The organism is Nonomuraea sp. WAC 01424, assembly GCF_003947315.1.
Taxonomy (GTDB): Bacteria; Actinomycetota; Actinomycetes; order Streptosporangiales; family Streptosporangiaceae; genus Nonomuraea; species Nonomuraea spiralis.
The window spans coordinates 136838-155105 of record NZ_QHHZ01000009.1 but is presented as its reverse complement, the minus strand read 5'-3'; the positions used below and the strand labels follow the sequence as shown (position 1 = coordinate 155105).

17 protein-coding genes and 1 riboswitch are annotated in these 18268 nt (G+C 72.5%); of the genes, 13 read left to right on the top strand and 4 right to left on the bottom strand.

Annotation, left to right across the window (positions count from 1 at the left end):
- Positions 1-3 precede the first annotated feature (3 nt).
- A complete protein-coding gene (locus DMB42_RS25090) occupies positions 4-1185 on the bottom strand; it encodes an acyl-CoA dehydrogenase family protein (RefSeq protein ID WP_125637459.1) in 1182 nt (393 codons plus the stop codon).
- Between the two features lie 26 nt (positions 1186-1211).
- Positions 1212-1802, bottom strand: coding sequence for a class I SAM-dependent methyltransferase (locus tag DMB42_RS25085; protein ID WP_125637458.1), 591 nt, complete (start codon positions 1800-1802; stop codon positions 1212-1214).
- 128 nt (positions 1803-1930) lie between these two features.
- Here DMB42_RS25085 and DMB42_RS25080 point away from each other — a divergent pair, with 128 nt between their 5' ends.
- The 5 genes from DMB42_RS25080 to DMB42_RS25060 all read left to right on the top strand — a co-directional run bounded on the left by DMB42_RS25080 (position 1931) and on the right by DMB42_RS25060 (position 6041).
- Positions 1931-3523 carry a sensor histidine kinase gene (locus DMB42_RS25080; RefSeq protein ID WP_260477919.1) on the top strand — a complete coding sequence of 531 codons (1593 nt, stop codon included), beginning with the start codon at positions 1931-1933 and terminating at the stop codon, positions 3521-3523.
- Positions 3520-4218 (top strand): response regulator transcription factor, encoded by a 699-nt coding sequence (locus tag DMB42_RS25075; RefSeq protein WP_125637457.1) that lies wholly within the window; start codon positions 3520-3522, stop codon positions 4216-4218. Before DMB42_RS25080 ends, DMB42_RS25075 begins: the two co-directional genes overlap by 4 nt.
- A gap of 63 nt (positions 4219-4281) precedes the next feature.
- Positions 4282-4701, top strand: a complete 420-nt coding sequence (locus DMB42_RS25070; RefSeq protein ID WP_260477918.1) for a hypothetical protein — start codon at positions 4282-4284, stop codon at positions 4699-4701.
- A gap of 10 nt (positions 4702-4711) precedes the next feature.
- Complete coding sequence (locus DMB42_RS25065; RefSeq protein ID WP_125637456.1) at positions 4712-5302, top strand: phosphoribosylanthranilate isomerase; 591 nt, start codon at positions 4712-4714, stop codon at positions 5300-5302.
- Positions 5295-6041 carry a GNAT family N-acetyltransferase gene (locus DMB42_RS25060; RefSeq protein ID WP_125637455.1) on the top strand — a complete coding sequence of 249 codons (747 nt, stop codon included), beginning with the start codon at positions 5295-5297 and terminating at the stop codon, positions 6039-6041. The genes DMB42_RS25065 and DMB42_RS25060 overlap by 8 nt, the downstream gene beginning before the upstream one ends.
- A gap of 4 nt (positions 6042-6045) precedes the next feature.
- Here DMB42_RS25060 and DMB42_RS25055 read toward each other — a convergent pair whose 3' ends face one another.
- Positions 6046-7728 carry an aspartate-alanine antiporter gene (locus DMB42_RS25055; RefSeq protein WP_125637454.1) on the bottom strand — a complete coding sequence of 561 codons (1683 nt, stop codon included), beginning with the start codon at positions 7726-7728 and terminating at the stop codon, positions 6046-6048.
- Between the two features lie 133 nt (positions 7729-7861).
- On the opposite strand from DMB42_RS25055, the gene DMB42_RS25050 reads away from it, so the two are divergent.
- The 8 genes from DMB42_RS25050 to DMB42_RS25015 all read left to right on the top strand — a co-directional run bounded on the left by DMB42_RS25050 (position 7862) and on the right by DMB42_RS25015 (position 17882).
- Positions 7862-8443 carry a CDP-alcohol phosphatidyltransferase family protein gene (locus tag DMB42_RS25050; RefSeq protein ID WP_125637453.1) on the top strand — a complete coding sequence of 194 codons (582 nt, stop codon included), beginning with the start codon at positions 7862-7864 and terminating at the stop codon, positions 8441-8443.
- A gap of 3 nt (positions 8444-8446) precedes the next feature.
- Positions 8447-10951: a mannose-1-phosphate guanyltransferase gene (locus tag DMB42_RS25045; protein ID WP_125637452.1), complete on the top strand. Its 2505-nt coding sequence runs from the start codon at positions 8447-8449 to the stop codon at positions 10949-10951.
- Between the two features lie 262 nt (positions 10952-11213).
- Positions 11214-11726 (top strand): FHA domain-containing protein, encoded by a 513-nt coding sequence (locus DMB42_RS25040; protein WP_125637451.1) that lies wholly within the window; start codon positions 11214-11216, stop codon positions 11724-11726.
- A 64-nt stretch (positions 11727-11790) separates the two neighbouring features.
- On the top strand, positions 11791-12444 hold the full coding sequence (locus tag DMB42_RS25035) for a MerR family transcriptional regulator (RefSeq protein WP_185844850.1): 654 nt from the start codon (positions 11791-11793) through the stop codon (positions 12442-12444).
- A gap of 136 nt (positions 12445-12580) precedes the next feature.
- Positions 12581-13051 (top strand): bifunctional nuclease family protein, encoded by a 471-nt coding sequence (locus tag DMB42_RS25030; protein ID WP_125637450.1) that lies wholly within the window; start codon positions 12581-12583, stop codon positions 13049-13051.
- A 147-nt stretch (positions 13052-13198) separates the two neighbouring features.
- On the top strand, positions 13199-13819 hold the full coding sequence (locus DMB42_RS25025) for a MerR family transcriptional regulator (RefSeq protein WP_125637449.1): 621 nt from the start codon (positions 13199-13201) through the stop codon (positions 13817-13819).
- Between the two features lie 48 nt (positions 13820-13867).
- Positions 13868-13964, top strand: a riboswitch (glycine riboswitch).
- 166 nt (positions 13965-14130) lie between these two features.
- A complete protein-coding gene (gene gcvP / locus DMB42_RS25020; RefSeq protein WP_125637448.1) occupies positions 14131-16956 on the top strand; it encodes an aminomethyl-transferring glycine dehydrogenase in 2826 nt (941 codons plus the stop codon).
- Positions 16957-17081: 125 nt separating this feature from the next.
- Positions 17082-17882 carry a hypothetical protein gene (locus DMB42_RS25015; protein WP_125637447.1) on the top strand — a complete coding sequence of 267 codons (801 nt, stop codon included), beginning with the start codon at positions 17082-17084 and terminating at the stop codon, positions 17880-17882.
- A gap of 28 nt (positions 17883-17910) precedes the next feature.
- On the opposite strand, the gene DMB42_RS25010 is transcribed toward DMB42_RS25015, so the two are convergent.
- Positions 17911-18264, bottom strand: coding sequence for a hypothetical protein (locus tag DMB42_RS25010; RefSeq protein WP_125637446.1), 354 nt, complete (start codon positions 18262-18264; stop codon positions 17911-17913).
- Positions 18265-18268 lie beyond the last annotated feature (4 nt).

The window sequence follows — 18268 nt, the reverse complement described above, 5'->3', positions numbered from 1 at the left end:
GGCTCAGAAGCTCCGGGGCAACCCGAGCACCTGCGTGGCGAGGTAGTTGAGCAGAAGCTCCTCGGTCACGGGCGCGACCCTCCCGATACGGGCGTCGGCCAGCAACCTGGCCACCGGGTACTCCAGCGAGTACGCCATGCCGCCGTGCGTCTGGAACGCGGCGTCGGCCGCCTCCCACGCGGCCTGGGAGGCGGTCAGCTTGGCGATGTTGGCCTCGGTGCCGCACGGCAGGCGCCGGTCGAAGGACCAGGCCGCCTTGTAGAGCATCAGCCGCGCCAGCTCGATCTTGGCCTTGACCTGCGCCAGCGGGAACGCGATGGCCTGGTTGGCGCCGATCGGGCGGCCGAACACCTCGCGTTCCTTGGCGTAGCCGACGGCCACCCGCAGCGCCACCTCGGCGCCGCCGAGCGCGGAGGCGGCCAGCAGCACCCGCTCGGGGTTGAGGATGTCCCACAACACGGCCGCGCCGCCGTCCACCTCGCCGACCACGTTCGCCGCGGGCACCCGCAGGTCGTCGACGAACACCATGTTGGACGGCGTCGTGTTCGCGCCCATCTTGGGGATCGGCCGGTAGGACAGCTGCCCGGCGGCGACCGCCTCGGGCACGTTCACCAGGAACACGGTCAGCCCGTGGGTGCGCGGCCTGGCCTCGGCCGCCGGGACGGTCCTGGTCACCAGCAACATCCAGGTGGCCCGCTGCACGCCGGTGATCCAGATCTTCTGCCCGTTGAGCACGTAGTCGCCGCCGTCGCGGCGGGCGGAGGTGGCGATCGCCAGGGAGTTGGAGCCGGCGTCCGGCTCGGTCAGGGCGAAGCACGTCTCGATCTCACCCGTGGCCAGCCGGGGCAGCAGCTCGGCCCGCTGCTCGGCGGTGCCGTGCCGGGCCACGGTGAGCGCGCCGAAACCGGGGGTGAGCACGTACGTGAAGGCCGAGCCGCCCGCCGCGCCCGAGGACGACAGCGCCTCGGTGGCCACCGCGAGCTCCAGCAGTCCCTGCCCGCCCCCGCCGTACTCCTCCGGCACGGCCAGCCCCAGCCAGCCGCCCTTGGCCAGGTCGGCCCAGACCTCCTCCGGCCACCGCTTGTCGCTCTCGCACCGCTGCCAGTAGTCGAGGTCGTAGCGGGCGCAGATCTCGGCGACGCCGCGCTGGACGGCCTGGGCGCTCTCGGGAAGGGTGAAATCCATCACACCATCGTAGAATCTCGTTCTGTTCAGGGTCGAGGTCTGCGGGCGTGGAACACGAAGGCCGGGGGAGTGTTGCGCCAGACCGTACGTCCGGGCACGACCTCCTCGAACCGCTCGGCCAGCAGCCCACGGAACCGCCGGGCCGAGCTGAGCGGGATGGCGTGGATGTAGGAGAAGGTGGTGAAGGCCGCGCCGGGGCTCATCACCGACGTCACCGCGTCCAGCAGCTCGTGCTGCAGCGTCGTCGGGAAGGCCGCCCACGGCAGGCCGCTCACCACGACGTCGGCGTGGCTCAGCCCGCGCTCGCCCGGCAGCTCGCCCAGGCGCGCCGCGTCGGCGTGCGCCACGTCCACACCGGGGAAACGCGCCGCGAGCAGTCCCGCGAGCCGCCCGTTCACCTCGACGGCCAGGTGGTGGCCGCGCCCGGCGAGCCGCTGCTGGATCTCCGCCGTGAACGGGCCCGTGCCCGGGCCGAGCTCCACCACGGTCGGCTCGCCGCGCTCCGGGACCGGCGCGCAGACGGTCGCTGCCAGCCGGCGCGAACTGGGGGCGACGGCGCCGATCACGGTGGGGGCGCGCAGGAACTGGCCGAGAAACAGCGTGGTGTCGTTGGACATGGCCCCGAACGTACCGGGGAGATTACCCGCCGCGGTCCGCCGTCTGGACGGATCCGCGGCCAGTAGGAGGAGGCGGGGTCCTCCCAGCGGAGGATCAGGTATCGGCGGCGGGTGGATAGCGTGAGCCCATGCGTTGGCGTGGTGTGCCGCTCGATGCCCTGCTCGCGATCTCGGGCGTGGGTCTTGACCTGTTGACGACGGCCCACGCGGGCGACACCGCGTACCTGCCGGCGGCGATGAACATCCCCATGGCCCTGCTGGTGGGCCTGCCCATGGGGCTCGTACGGCGATGGCCGCTGCCCGTCACCCTCTACCTGGCCGTCTTCCTCGTCATCAGCGACCAGCTAGGCTCCTACACCTCCAACACCGCGCAGATCCTCATCTGCGTCGCGCTCGGCGTGGTCGGCTTCCGCGTCGCCTGGAAGCCCGCCCTCCTCGGCGTGGGCGCCACCGTGATGGCCACCGCGGTCAACATCGCCGACCCCGGCATCGCGATGACCGGCAACACCTGGATGTACTCGGTGCTGCTGCCCACCTTCCCCACCGTGCTCGGCGCCTACCTGCGCGGCTCGGCCGACCGGCTGGAGGAGCGCGACGTCACGCCCGACGCGCTGCTGGCCGCCGGCGGCGTGGCGATCACCGTACTCAGCACCTGGACCACGTGGCACGGCGGCGCCCAGCCCGTGTGGGTGATCGGCCTGCTCGCCGTGGTCGGCGGGTTGTCGCTCGGCGTCGCCCGGCGCCTGCCCGGCCTGGTCTTCCTGCTGCAGGGCGTGCTGCTCATCTCCGCCGACACCTATCTGAACGACGCCGTCAACACCTGCGTGATCCTCACGCTCATCGCCATCGGCGTCTTCGCGATGCGCGTCGACTCCTGGGCCTGGACGGCCGCCGCGTACCTCACCGGGTGCCTGCTGACCGCGATCGCCGTCGTCGGCGACGGCACCGAGATCACCCCCTTCCGCGTCGGCGTGCTGATGACCCTGGTGGCCACGCCCATCGCGATCGGCCGCTACCTCGGCATGCGGCAGGCCGCGTCCGCCGCCGAACGCCTGCGCGCCGAGGAGTCGGCCCGGCTCGCGGTCGCCCAGGTGCGCGCCGACCAGCTCGCCGAGCGCGAGCGCATCGCCCGCGACGTGCACGACATCGTGGCCCACCACGTCGGCGCCATGGTGCTGCGCGCCAGCGCCGCCCGCTACACCGCGCCCGACGGGCCGGTCGCCGACGCGCTGTCCGACATCCGCGAGACCGGCCACCAGGTGCTGCAGGACCTGCGCGACCTGCTCGACCTGCTGCGCGACCCCGACCGCGGCCCCGACCTGCTGGCCAACCCCGCCGACGTGGTCCGCGAGTCCGCCGAACGCATGGCCGCCGCCGGCCTCGTCGTCGACCTCGACCTCGACCCGGCCAGCGACCGCGCCCCGCTCATCGCCCGCGCCTCCGCCGCGCGCATCGTCCAGGAAGGTCTCACCAACGTGCTCAAACACGCCGGACCCGGCACCCGGGTCCGCGTCATCGTGGCCCCCGCCCAGGAAGGGCTGGCCATCGAGATCCGCAACGGCCGCCCGCCCACCGTCATCGAACGCCTGCCCTCCTCCGGCCGCGGCCTGGCGGGCATGCGCGAGCGCGTACGCGCGCTGGGCGGCACCCTGAGCGCCGGTCCCGACGGAGAGGGCGGCTGGCTGCTGCTGGCCAGCCTGCCCGCCAGGATCGCCGCGTGATCCGGGTCCTGGTGGCCGACGACCAGGCGCTGGTACGCGCGGGCGTACGCATGTTGCTGCAGGCGGCGGGCGACATGGAGGTCGTGGGCGAGGCCGAGGACGGCGCCGAGGCCGTACGCCTGGCCGAACGCCACGTCCCCGACGTCATCCTCATGGACCTGCGCATGCCCCGGGTCGACGGCCTGGAGGCGATCAGGCGGGTGCTCGCGGCCCGCCCGGGGGCCCGCATCGTCGTGCTCACCACGTTCGCCGAGGACGCCGACGTCCACGCCGCCCTGCGCGCCGGCGCCGTCGGCTTCCTGGTCAAGGACGACGAGCCCGAACGCATGGTCGACGCCGTACGCCGGGCCGCGACGGGCGAGCAGCTGCTGGCCCCCTCGGTGCTGCGCCGGGTCGTCGAACGTTTCCTCGCCGCCGAGGAGCAGGCCGCCGCGCCGCCGCCGTCCGGGCTGACCGAACGCGAGCTGGAGGTCCTGGCCCTGGTCGGCACCGGCCTGTCCAACGCCGAGATCGCCGAGGAGCTGCACGTGGGCGTGACCACCGTGAAGACCCACATCGCCGCCGCCATGGACAAGCTCGGCCTGCGCAACCGCATCCAGGCCGCCGTGGTCGCCCACCGCGCCGGTCTCGTGGACGCCGCCTTCCGCCCGGTCCGTCCGCCACGTGGGGGAGTGGGTGGTCATCCCGCAGGCTGACGACCGTCCGCGGCCGCCCCCGACACGATATGGGTCCTTCGCTTCGCAGAAAGGATCCACATCATGGGGGAGACCCAGGTCATGCCGCGCCCCGGCACGGCACGACAGGTGCCGGGCGGGCTGCTCCACAGCCTGCGCATCGTCATCATCGCCCAGGCCGTCGCGCTGCTCGTGGCCGCCTCGTTCGCCGGCCAGGCGGTGGCGGCGGGCGGCGGGGCGCTGTCCGAGACGCACGTCATGGCGGGCATGGTCGTGCACCTGGTGGCGCTCGTGCAGATCGTGCTGGCCGTCCTGGTCTGGCGGCCCGGACGCGGCGCCGGCTGGCCGGTGTGGGCCAGCGTCGCGCTGTTCGTCGTCGGCGCGCTCCAGCACGTCACCTGGCTGTGGCTGGGCGCCCACCTGCCCAACGGGGTGCTGCTGTTCGGCCTCATCGGGGCGCTGCTGATCTGGTCGTGGTCGCCTTCGGCCGCCAGGCGCCGCTAAGGTCTGAGGTGTGTATGTGAAGATCTGCGGGTTGAGCGAGCCCGAGCACGTCGAGGCCGCCGTCGAGGCCGGCGCCGACGCCATCGGGTTCGTGCTGACCCGGAGCCCGCGCAGGGTGACGCCGGAGCGGGCGGCCGAGCCGTCGGCGGCGGTCCCGGCCCACGTGCTGACCGTGGGCGTCTTCCGGGGGGAGGACCCGCAGACGGTCAGGGAGGCGGCGCTGGCCTCCGGCGTACGCGCCGTCCAGCTCCACGGCCGGCACCCCCACGCCGACTTCACCGCGCTCAAGGACCTCGGCCGCCCGCTCGTACGTGCCGTCGACGCCTCGGCCGACCTGCGGTGCGGCGCCTACGACGAAGACCTGCTCATCGTCGACGCGCCCCGTCCCGGCTCTGGGGAGCCCTGGGACTGGGCGGCGGCGGCCGTCCGGCCCTCGGGCCGGTGGATGCTGGCCGGCGGGCTCGACCCGTCGAACGTGGCCGAGGCCGTCGAGGCCGCCGGCCCGTGGGGGGTCGACGTGTCCAGCGGCGTCGAGACCGCGCCCGGGGTCAAGGACTCCGCCCTGATCAGGGCCTTCCTGCGCGCGGCCCGCCATGGCTGACGAGCTGGGCCGGGCCATCGCCTTCCAGCACGCCTTCGCCCGCCGCAAGTCGCCGGCCGTGCTGCCCGTCCCGGGCGGTTTCGCGGTGCTCGACGAGCGTTACCCGATGTCCCACGACGACAACAGGCTGATCGTCGAGAGCGGCCGCCCAGGAGCGGCGCTGGCCGCGGCCGAGGAGACGCTCGCCGCGCTCGGCCACCGCCTGGTGTGCGTCGACGACGACCGGCTGGGCCAGGAGTTCCGGCCCGCGTTCGCCGCCGCCGGCTACGAGCACGACACCAACCTCGTCATGGCCTTCCACGGCGTCCGGCCGGCCGCGTCCGCGCCCGCCGAGCGGCTCGGCCTGGAGGAGCTGCTGCCCGTGCTGCGCGCCGAGTGGCGCGAGTCGCTGCCGCACGCCTCGGAGCAGGTGGTCGAAGGGCTCGCCGCGCGCGCCGCGACCCGTACGGCCGGCGCCGACCGGGTCGAGTTCCGCGCCGTACGCGCCCCCGGCGGCCAGGTCGCCGCCCGCGCCGACCTCTACGTGCACGACGGCGTCGCCCAGATCGAGAACGTCTACACCGGCGAGCGCCACCGGGGCCAGGGTCACGCCCGCGCCCTGATGACCGCGCTGCTCGCCGAGACGGCCGACGCCGAGCTGACCTTCCTGGTCGCCGACGCCGCCGACTGGCCGCGCGAGTTCTACGCCCGCCTCGGCTTCGTCCCCCTGGGCCGCACCCACGCCTTCCTGCGCACCTGACCCCTCACCCCACCCAGCGGGCCAGCGCCACCGCGGCGGGCCCCAGCAGGGCCAGCACGGCCCCCGACAGCGCGTGCACCACCGTGTACGCCAGCAGCGGCGTCCCGTTCCCCGACATCCGGCGCACCGCGCCCAGGATCGCGGTCAGGCCGTGCTGGCCGGTCACCGCGCCCAGCACCAGCGGCGGCGGCAACATCATCAGCTTGGCCGCCATCGCCAGCGAGATCACCACGGGCATGGCGGCCGCCGCGACGGCGCCCAGCGCCACCTGCCAGCCGTGCCGCCCCACCAGTTCCACGGCCGCCGGTCCCGCCGACAACCCGAGCGCCGCCACGAACACGCCCAGCGCCAGCTCGCCCACCACCCGCGCCGCACCCGCGTCGTACTGCCCGAAGCGGGCCCGGCCCGCCCGTACGCGCCCGAACACCAGCCCCGCCAGCAGGCAGCCCACCGACACCGTGAGCCCGCCCGCCAGCCCCGCCACCAGTCCCGCCACGAGCCCGGCGGACAGATAGACGACGTCGGCCCGCCTCCCCGCGTCCGCCCGCGCCCCGAGCCAGGCCGCGGCCCGGTCCACGTCCCGCTTGATGCCGGTCACCCGCACCACGTCCCCGGCGTGCAGCGGCGTCCCCGGCCGGACCGGCAACCGGCACCCCACCCGGGTCACCTCGCACACGTGCAGGTCCTGCACGCCCTGGCCGGACAACCCCGCGCGCAGGGCCCGCACGGTCGCCGGGGGCCGGCCCGCGAGCATCACGTCGGCCACCTCCAGGTCCAGGTCCAGCTCCCGCCCGCCGGGCACCTCGGGCCCGATGACGGCGCACGCGTTCACCACGTCCTGGCGTACGCCGACGACCACGGCCTCGTCGTCCCGTTCCAGCAGCGTGTCCGGGCCGAACGCGATCGGGCGGCCGTTCCTGCGCAGCCGTTCCACCGAGACGCGGGTGCCCATCGCGATCTCGGCCTGCGCGACCGTCCTGCCCTCACCGGTGGTGACCTGGTGGGCCCGGCCCAGCACCGCCGGGGGCGGCGTCTCCTCCTCGCCGTCCAGCCGCCGCCACAGCGCCGCGGCCGCCTCCGCCGGGTCGAACCGCAGCACCGCGGGCGCGGCCCTGCTCGTCAGCAGCGCGATCGTGACCAGGGCGAAGAGGTACGACAGGACGTACGCGGGCCCGAGCGCGCCCTGCGCCGACCCGATCCCGGCCGCCTGCAACGCGTCGGCCGACGTGCCCAGCGCCACCGGTCCCGCCGCCGCCCCCGCCACCAGGCCCGCCGTGGTCGCCGGGTCGAGGCCGAGCACGTCCGCGACGAGCGCCGCGACCGCCAGCGCCCGCACGACCTCGATGACCGTGAACCAGACGTAGCGCAGATTCGGTCCGGCGAAGGCCGCGAAGAAGGCGGGCCCGAGGGTGTAGCCGAAGGTGAAGGCGAACACCGCGAAGGCGATCACGCGTACCTGGGGGTGGACCGTGACGCCCCCGGCCAGCAAGCCGACGGCGAGCGCCGCGGCGAGGGTGCCCGCCACCCCGCCGACCGCGACCCCGCGGAACCTGATCCTGCCCAGGGCGAACCCGAGGGCCAGGCAGAGGAACAGCGCGACCTCCGGCGCGTCCCGCAGCACGTCGGACTCCCAGGGCCACATCCGATCCCCCCATGCCCAGGCCGGCACCGCAGGGGGATCGATCACCCAGCCCCTTCCCGGCCCGCGGGGCGGCGAAACTCCCGCTCACCGAGGCCGCGGCGGGCGCCCGTGGGGGCCCGTGGGGGTTCGTCAGCGGTGGGGGCGACTGTGCCGGAGTTCCACGCAGTAGGGTCTCTGCGTGAGCGAAACTTCCGCCGAGGACCGGATCTGGACGGTTCCCAACCTGCTGAGCTTCCTGCGCCTGCTGGGTGTGCCCGTGTTCCTCTGGCTGGTGCTCGGTCCCCGGGCGGACGGCTGGGCCATCGCCATCCTGATCGTGGCCGGGTTCACCGACTGGCTCGACGGCAAGATCGCTCGCGCGTTCAACCAGACCAGCAAGCTCGGCCGGGTCATCGATCCGGCGGCCGACAAGCTGTACGTGTTCGCCACCATCCTGGCGCTGCTCCTGCGGGAGGTCATCCCGTGGTGGCTGGTGGCCGTCATCGTGGCGCGGGAGATCTTCGTCGCCTGTTCTTTCCCCGTACTTCGCAAACACGGATATAAGGCACTTCAAGTGCATTTCCTGGGCAAGGCCGCCATGTTCAATCTCATGTACGCCTTCCCTCTCCTCTTCCTGGCCTCCCACACCGGGTGGTATGCCGATATAGCGCGAATTGTCGGGTGGGCCTTCGCGCTCTGGGGAACCGGCCTGTATTGGTGGGCGGGGATCCTCTACGTGGTGCAGGTCCGCCAACTGGTAACCGCGACCTCGAAGGAGTGATCGGTGAAGGCGGTCGTCATGGCGGGCGGGGAGGGGACTCGGCTGCGTCCGATGACCGCCAACCAGCCCAAGCCTCTGCTTCCCGTGGTCAACCGCCCGATCATGGAGCACGTGCTCCGCCTGCTCAAACGCCACGGCATCACCGACACGGTCGTCACCCTGCAGTTCCTCGCCGCCCTCGTGCGCAACTACTTCGGCGACGGCGACGAGCTGGGCATGAACCTCCAGTACGCCACCGAGGACCTTCCCCTCGGCACCGCCGGCAGCGTCAAGAACGCCGCCGCCCGCCTGCGCGACGACCGCTTCGTGGTCATCTCCGGCGACGCCCTCACCGATATCGACTTATCCGACATGATCCGGTTCCATCGCGAAAATTCGGCTCTTGTCACCATCGGTCTGAAACGCGTCCCCAACCCGCTCGAATTCGGGATCATCATCCTCGGCGAGGGCGGCCGCGTTCAGCGCTTCCTGGAGAAGCCCACCTGGGGCCAGGTCTTCTCCGACACCGTCAACACCGGCATCTACGTCATGGAGCCCGAGGTGCTCGACGCCGTGGCCGCCGGCGAACCGGTCGACTGGTCGTCAGACGTCTTCCCCGCCCTCCTGGAACGCGGCGCCCCCATCTACGGCTACGTCGCCGGCGGCTACTGGGAGGACGTCGGCACCCACGCCAGCTACCTCAAGGCCCACGCCGACGCGCTGTCGGGCCGGGTCGCGCTCGACATCGGCGGCTTCGAGCTCTCCCCGGGCGTGTGGGTGGCCGACTCGGCCACGGTCGACCCCGACGCCGTACTCAAGGGCCCGCTGCTGATCGGCGACTACGCCAAGGTGGAGGCGGGCGCCGAACTACGCGAGTACACCGTGCTCGGCAACAACGCGGTCGTGCGCGAGGGCGCCTTCCTGCACCGCGCGATCGTCCACGACAACGTCTACCTCGGCCCCGGCGCCCACCTGCGCGGCTGCGTGATCGGCAAGAGCACCGACGTCATGGCCGGCGCCCGCGTCGAGGAGGACGCCGTCATCGGCGACGAATGCGTCATCGAGGCCGAGGCGTACGTCTCCAGCGGCGTCAGGGTCTACCCGTTCAAGACCGTCGAGGCCGGCGCGGTCGTCAACACCAGCGTCATCTGGGAGTCGCGCGGCCAGCGCAACCTGTTCGGCCCCCGGGGCGTCAGCGGCCTGGTCAACGTCGAGATCACCGCAGAGCTGTGCGTCCGCCTGGCCGGCGCGTACGCCACCACCCTGCGCAAGGGCGCCTACGTGGTCACCTCCCGCGACTGCTCCCTGGCCGCCAGGGCGCTCAAGCGGGCCGTGATCGGCGCGCTGACCGCCGCCGCGATCAACGTCCTGGACCTGGAGGCCGCGCCGCTGCCCGTGGCCCGCTTCCACACCGCCCGCGAGTCGGCCGCCGGCGGCATCGCGCTGCGCACCACGCCCGGCGACCCGCAGAGCGTCGACATCGTCATCATGGACGACCGCGGCGCCGACCTGCCCCCGGCCGCCCAGCGCAAGCTGGAGCGGGTCTTCTCCCGCCAGGAGTACCGGCGGGCCTTCCCCGGCGAGATCGCCGAGCTGCACTACCCGGCCAGGGCCGTCGAGGGCTACACCCACGAGCTGATGCGCACCATCGGCGTGACCGGCGTCAAGGACATGAAGGTCGTGGTCGACTGCGCCGGCGGCACCTCCTCCCTGGTGATGCCCACGCTGCTCAGCCGCGCCGGCGTCGAGGTGCTGACCGTCAACGCCCGGCTGAACGACGTCTCGCCCACCGAGACGCGCGCCGAGCGCCGCCGCGACCTGCAACGCCTGTCGGAGCTGGTCAGCTCCTCGCGGGCGGCGTTCGGCGTACGCTTCGACCCGGTCGGCGAACGCATCGCGCTGGTGAACGAGACCGGCCGGCTCATCAGCGAGGAACGTGCCCTGCTCGTCGTGCTCGACCTGGTGGCGGCCGAGCGCAGGGCCGGCCGGGTGGCCCTGCCGGTCACCACCACCCGGGTCGCCGAGCAGGTCTGCCGCTTCCACGGCGTCCAGGTGGAGTGGACCTCCACCTCGCTCGACGCCCTCACCTCCGCCGTCGCCGGCCCCGACATGATCTTCGCGGCCGACGGGCGCGGCGGGTTCGTCGTGCCCGAGTTCAGCCCGGCCATCGACGGCCTGGCCGCGTTCATGCGGCTGCTCGGCCTGGTGGCCCGCACCCGGCTGACGCTCAGCCAGATCGACGCGAGGATCCCCGAGGTCAAGCTGCTCAGGCGCAGCGTCCCCACCCAGTGGGCGGCCAAGGGCGCGGTCATGCGCTCGGTCATCGAGGCGGCCGAGGCCGAGCCGGGCGGCTGGCGCGTCGACACCACCGACGGCGTGCGGGTGGCCCGCGACGACGGGTCGTGGGTGCTGGTGCTGCCCGCCGCCGCCGAACCGGTGACCGAACTGTGGGCCGAGGCCCCCGACATGGACGGCGCGCAGGCTCTGCTCGAACGCTGGGCCCGCATCGTCGAGCGAGCAGCGATCTGATCACGTAGAGTAGCGGAAAATCCGTTGCCCGCGATGTGCGCGCGGAGTGCCGCAAGATCGTAATGTAGAAACGCGCGGCGGCATGGACCACGGGGCGGGAGCGACGGTAACTTTGTCAGCGTCCGAACCACCAGTCCAGTGCCCCGCCTTGACCTTTGCCGCTGATCAGCGTAAGTTGCGGCATTCGCAAACTTGAAGAGCGAAGGCAGGCGCGCCCCGAGCACCGTCGCCGCGTCTTCGCGGTAGGAGGCCGAGCCGATCGATGCCGAGCGTCTACTGCACGCAGTGCGGGCACGCCAACCCCGAGGATGCCCGTTTCTGTTCCCGCTGTGGGTCACCGTTGACCAGACCCGAGGTCTCCGGGGACACCACGTCGACGATCTCGGTCGCGGGAATCGAGGCGTACGAGGCTGAGACAGGCGACATGCTCCTGGCCGAACGGGCGCTGGTCGAACAGCTCCCGCCCGGCACGGCGTTGCTCTCGGTGACCAGGGGGCCCAACCAGGGGAGCCGGTTCCGGCTCGACAAGGACCTCACCACGACCGGGCGCCACCCGGAGAGCGACATCTTCCTCGACGACATCACCGTCTCCCGCCGCCACGTCGAGTTCTACCGCCATCGCGGCGGCCAGTTCTCCGTGCGCGACGTCGGCAGCCTCAACGGCACCTACGTCAACCGGGAGCGCATCGAGGAGGTCCCCTTGCACTCCGGAGACGAGGTGCAGATCGGCAAGTTCCGCCTCGTCTTCCTGATGAGGGTCAACGCCGGCGCATGAGTGAGCGGAGCGGGCGACCCGTGCACACGGCATCCCTGTCACTCGTGCCATCGGAGGCGGTGGCATGAGTTCCCAGGCGGCACGCTCGCACATGAGCATCGGGGAGGTGCTCGCCCTGCTGCAGGGCGAGTTCCCCGACGTCACCGTCTCCAAGATCCGTTTCTTGGAGGGCGAGGGGCTGATCGAGCCGGAGCGCAGCCCCTCCGGCTACCGCAAGTTCACCCACCTGCACGTCGAGCAACTGCGCTTCATCCTGACCGAGCAGCGTGACCACTACCTGCCGCTGCGGGTGATCAAGGACAGGATGGCCGAGAGCTTCGGCCTCCCGCGCGCGGTGCAGCAGGCGCAGGAGATCCGGTTCAGCCGGGCCGAGCCGCTGGAGGCCGCCGGCATCGACGAGGAGACCCTCGCCGAGCTGGAGGACTACGGCCTGCTGGCCCCCGTGGCCAGGCGCTACGACGAGGAGGCGCTCAAGGTCGCGCGCAGCGTCGGCGCCCTGCGCCGCTTCGGCCTGCACGCCCGCCACCTGCGCGCGGTCAAGGCCGCGGCCGAGCGTGAGTGCGGGCTGGTCGAGCAGGCCGTCGCGCCCATCCTCAAGCGGCGTGCCCCCGGCGCCATCGGCGAGGCCGACGAGGCTGCGAGGGAGTTGTCGACGCTCCTGCTCGACCTGCACGCCTCGCTCGTACGCATCGGCGTGAGGTCTGTGCTCGGCCGCTGAGGGCAGCACAGAGCTGGAAGGCCGGGGCACATTCCAGGCCTGACGGGTGTTACGTTGAAATGCACAAGCGTGTCAGCAGAAGCGACCCAGTCAACAGCTGTGCCGGGCGACCGGCCGGCCGAATACGGAGCAGCCCGTGTTGCAGATGGAGGTCGTGGGCGTTCGAGTAGAAATGCCCACAAATCAGCCGATCGTCTTGCTCAAGGAGGCACACGGGGAACGGTTCCTTCCGATCTGGATCGGCATGACGGAGGCGACCGCCATCGCCCTGGCCCAGGCCCGGCCGCCGCCGCCCAGGCCGCTCACCCACGACCTGTTCAGGGACGTGCTGAGCGCGCTCGGTGTCGGGCTGCGCGCGGTCAACATCGTGGCTCTGCGTGACGGCATCTTCTTCGCCGACCTGGTGTTCTCCAACGGTGTGGAGGTCAGCGCCAGGCCGTCCGACTCGATTGCCCTCGCCCTGCGCACCGGCGCCCGCATCTTCGCCAGCGAAGAGGTGGTCCAGGAGGCCGGTGTGATCATTCCTGACGACCAGGAGGACGAGGTGGAGAAGTTCAGGGAGTTCCTTGACACGATCACTCCCGAGGACTTCGGCAGGGCGGGGTAGGTATTTCAGTGCATTTACGCTTCACGACGCGCCGAGCCGGATCGTTGACTGGGCATGGTCACGGTCCTACGGTGCAAGTGAAACCCGTGGTCGCCCTTTACGAACCCCCAGATCAGGCCGCGGGATGAGAGAAAGCCGGAGGTCCGCGTGGCGGTCAGCAGCGGCGAGGGAAAGACGGCCGGCCAGGAAGATCCGGTGCGGCGTGAGAGCGCGCGGCAGCGTGCCGGAGAGCAGGGCCTGCTCTTCGACGAGCAGCCCGCGAAGCTGCCGGACGACATCGGATATCGCGGGCCGACGGCCTGCTCGGCGGCCGGCATCACCTACAGGCAGCTCGACTACTGGGCGCGCACTGGCCTGGTGGAGCCCACGATAAGAGCCGCGCACGGCTCGGGCTCGCAGCGGCTCTACAGCTTCCGCGACATCCTGGTGCTCAAGGTCGTCAAGCGGCTGCTCGACACCGGCGTGTCACTGCAGCAGATCCGCACCGCCGTGCAGCACCTGCGTGACCGCGGGGTCGCCGACCTCGCGCAGATCACGCTCATGAGCGACGGAGTCAGCGTCTACGAGTGCACCTCGGCCGACGAGGTGATAGACCTCCTCCAGGGCGGGCAGGGTGTGTTCGGCATCGCGCTCGGCCGGGTCTGGCGCGAGGTCGAGGGCTCCCTCGCGGAGCTGCCGGGGGAACGGGCGGCGGTCGAGGACAGCGTCCCGGCCGACCATCCCGCTGACGAGCTCGCCAAGCGGCGTCGCGCACGCCGCACGGGGTGAGCTGAACCGCTGAACACACCGTAGTAATCTAGGACAGAGTAAGGCTGACGACCCCGTGCGGGAGAGTCCCTGGGCCTCGGTCCTGGGGCGCCGAAGGAGCAACCCTCCCCGGAATCTCTCAGGCATCCCGTACCGCTCGGGCGAGGCAACTCTGGAAAGCAGGTGCGCCCGCCAGGCGCACCTCACCGACGGTGCAAGCCCCACGGTGGGGTGAAGCTCTCAGGTCGCGATGACGTCGCGATGACAGAGGGGGAGATCCGGCACTCGCCCGCGCCCTGGCGCCGGTCTCCAAGCCTCAGGAGGCAACCTCCATGACCGACCTGTCCGCTCCGCCGTTCTCGTCCAGGCATATCGGGCCCTCCGAGTCCGAGCAGCAGCGCATGCTCGAGGCCGTGGGTTTCGAGTCCGTCGGCGATCTGGTGGCCGTGGCCGTCCCCGAGGCCATCAGGGCCAAGGACCGGCTGCAGCTCCCGCCGGCCGCGAGTGAGACCGAGGCCATCGCCGAGCTGCGCGAGCTGGCCTCCCGCAACCGGGTGCTGACCTCGATGATCGGACTGGGCTACTACGACACCGTCACGCCCGCCGTCATCCGGCGCAACCTGCTGGAGAACCCGGGCTGGTACACCGCCTACACGCCGTACCAGCCGGAGATCTCGCAGGGCCGCCTGGAGGCGTTGCTGAACTTCCAGACGGTCGTCTCCGACCTGACCGGCCTCGACGTGGCCGGCGCCTCGCTGCTGGACGAGGCCACCGCCGCGGCCGAGGCCATGACGCTGGCCCGCCGCGCCGGCAGGTCCAAGAGCGACGTGTTCGTCGTCGACGCCGACACGCTGCCCCAGACCAAGGCCGTACTGGCCACCCGCGCCGAGCCGCTCGGCATCACGCTGGTCGAGCACGACCTCGACGGCGAGCTGCCCGACTGCTTCGGCGTGCTCGTGCAGTACCCGGGCGCCTCGGGCCGCCTGCGCGACTTCCGCGGCGTGGCCGCCAGGGCGCACGAGGCGGGCGCGCTCGTCGTGGCCGCCGCCGACCTGCTGGCCCTCACGCTCGTGGCCGCCCCGGGCGAGCTGGGCGCCGACATCGCCATCGGCTCCTCCCAGCGCTTCGGCGTCTCCTTCGGCTTCGGCGGCCCGCACGCGGCCTACATGTCCGTACGTGAGGGCCTGCAGCGGCAGATGCCCGGCCGCCTGGTCGGCGTGTCGGTCGACGTGGACGGCGACCCCGCCTACCGGCTGGCCCTGCAGACCCGCGAGCAGCACATCCGCCGCGAGAAGGCCACCAGCAACATCTGCACCGCCCAGGTCCTGCTGGCCGTGATCGCCGGCATGTACGCCGTCTACCACGGCCCCGAGGGCCTGCGCCGCATCGCGCTGCGGGTGCACCGGCACGCCGTCGCGCTGGCCGCCGGGCTGCGCGAGGCCGGGCTGGAGGTCGTGCACGGCGAGTTCTTCGACACCGTGCTCGTCCGCGTGCCCGGCCGGGCCGCCGACGTGGTGGCCGCCGCCGCCGAGCGGGGCGTCAACCTGTGGCAGGCCGGCGACGACCACGTCTCGATCGCCTGCGACGAGAAGACCGGCGCCGCCGAGCTGGCCAAGGTATGGGCCGCCTTCGGCGTCGAGCGCGAGGCGGTGGAGCTGTCGGCCGACGCGCTGCCGGACGGGCTGCTGCGCGAGTCGGACTACCTGACCCACCCGGTCTTCCACAGTCACCGCTCCGAGACCGCGATGCTGCGCTACCTGCGCCGCCTCCAGGACAAGGACATCGCGCTCGACCGTTCGATGATCCCGCTGGGCTCCTGCACGATGAAGCTCAACGCGACCACCGAGATGGAGCCGATCACCTGGCCGGAGTTCGCCGGCGTCCACCCGTACGCGCCCGAGGCCCAGACCGAGGGCTACCGGGAGCTGATCGGCACCCTGGAGGGCTGGCTGGCCGAGGTGACCGGCTACGACGCGGTCTCCATCCAGCCGAACGCGGGCTCCCAGGGCGAGTTCGCCGGCCTGCTGGCCATCCGCGCCTACCACCAGGCCAACGGCGACACCGGCCGCGACGTGTGCCTGATCCCGTCCTCGGCCCACGGCACGAACGCGGCCAGCGCCGTCATGGCGGGCATGCGGGTCGTGGTCGTGGCCTGCGACACCGACGGGAACATCGACCTGGCCGACCTCGACGCCAAGATCGCCAAGCATCGCGAGCGGCTGGCGGCGATCATGGTGACGTACCCGTCCACGCACGGCGTGTACGAGGAGTCGATCACCGAGGTCTGCGCCAAGGTGCACGAGGCCGGCGGCCAGGTGTACGTCGACGGCGCCAACCTCAACGCCCTGGTGGGCCTGGCCAAGCCGGGCGAGTTCGGCGCCGACGTGTCCCACCTCAACCTGCACAAGACGTTCTGCATCCCGCACGGCGGCGGCGGCCCCGGCGTCGGCCCGGTCGCGGTGCGCGGCCACCTGGCGGCCTACCTGCCCGGCCACCCGCTGCGCGACGGCAGCGCGGTCGGCCCGGTCTCGGCCGCCCCGTACGGATCGGCCGGCATCCTGCCGATCTCGTGGGCGTACGTGCGGATGATGGGCGCCGAGGGGCTCACCGCGGCCACCGAGCAGGCCATCCTGTCGGCCAACTACCTGGCCAGGCGGCTGGCCCCGCACTTCCCGGTGCTCTACACCGGGCGCGGCGGCCTGGTGGCCCACGAGTGCATCGTGGACCTGCGGCAGATCACCAAGGAGACCGGCGTCACCGTCGACGACGTGGCCAAGCGCCTGATCGACTACGGCTTCCACGCCCCGACCATGTCGTTCCCGGTGGCCGGGACGCTGATGATCGAGCCGACCGAGAGCGAGGACCTCGACGAGCTCGACCGGTTCGTGGACGCCATGATCGCCATCCGCGGCGAGATCGCCAAGGTGGCCTCCGGCGACTACGACAAGACCGACAACCCGCTGCGCAACGCCCCGCACACCGCCGAGTCGGTCACCGCCGACGAGTGGGCGCACCCGTACTCGCGGACCGAGGCGGCCTACCCGCTGAGCTCGCTGCGCGAGGGCAAGTACTGGGTGCCGGTGCGCCGGATCGACCAGGCCTACGGCGACCGTAACCTGGTGTGCTCCTGCCCGCCGCTGGAGGCGTACGAGGACTGAGTCTCAAGCGGGCCCCCTGCCGGGGGCCCGCTTCGGGCATGGGCCAGTCCTACACCGTCAAGTGAGCAGACATGATCGCGACGAGCCGTTAGGCTCGGTGCGATCCGTCGCCAGAAGGAGCTCTCTTGACGTCCTCAGAGCTGGAGACGCCGCCCCTCGACACCGCCCGCCGCCTGGCCGAGGGCGGCGACCTCGAGGGTGCGGCGGCGATACTGACCGAGCTCGTCGCCGACCCCGGCAACCCCGACCGGGCCCAGGCGGCCGTGGGGCTGGCCGTGGTGCTCGACGAGCGCGGCGACACCGACGCCGCCCGCGCCGCGGCCCGTACGGCGCTGGCCACCGGCCATCCCGAGTACGCCGCCCAGGCCGCCTGCCACCTGGCCCAGGGCTTCGAGCGCGAGGGCCGCGACGACCAGGCCAGGGCCGCCTGGCAGGCCGTGCTCGGCATGGGCACGGCCGCCTACCTCCCGCTGGCCCACCTCGCGCTGGCCCGGCTGGCCGGCGGCGCGGCGGAGGCGGAGAAGGAGCTGCGCGCCGCCATGGAGAGCGGCGAGCGGGCGGGCGACGCCCAGGCCGGCGCGCACGCGGCGCGGCAGCTCGCCGAGATGCTGCTGGAGCACGGCGATCCGGGCGAGGCGGCCGAGCTGCTGCTGGACGCGCTGGAGTTCGCCCCGGCGGGGGAGCTGCCGGGGCTGCGGGTGCTGCTCGGCATCGCCCACCTGGAGCTGGCCTGCGCGGAGTTCGCCGAGGCCGTCGAGAGCGGGGCCGACCCCCAGACGGGGGCGCTGGCCATCGAGCTGCTGGCCCGTACGCTGCCGCTGCGCGGGCGCACCGAGGACGCCGGTCAGGTGTGGACGTACGGCCTGGAACACGAGGACGAGATCCTGGCCGCCGAGGTCCGGCTGCGTTTCCACCGCGACGCCTGAGCGCGCGGCAGAAAGCAGAGGCGCGGGCTCAGGCGCGGCGCATGATGGCCACGGCGGCGGCCACGTTGATGGCGACGATCGCCAGCCACGTGATCGTCAGGCCCACCAGGCCCGCGTTGCTCGCCGCGATGGCGGTCAGCGGGATGCCGAGGCCCATCGAGCCCAGCGCGACGGGGATCATCGCCGCGCCGCCGTTGTGCTGGTTGGGCCTGGCCGGCGCGACGCCGTGGCCGTTCAGCTCGGCCTGTACGCGGGCGGCGATGGCGGCGTCGAGCCGTTCCACGAAGGAGTCGACGAGCGCGGCCTCGTAGTCGGGGCCGAGGTCGCGGCGGGCGTCGAGGGTGGCCTGCAGGTCATCCCGGATGGGGCGCATGTCTGGCATAAAG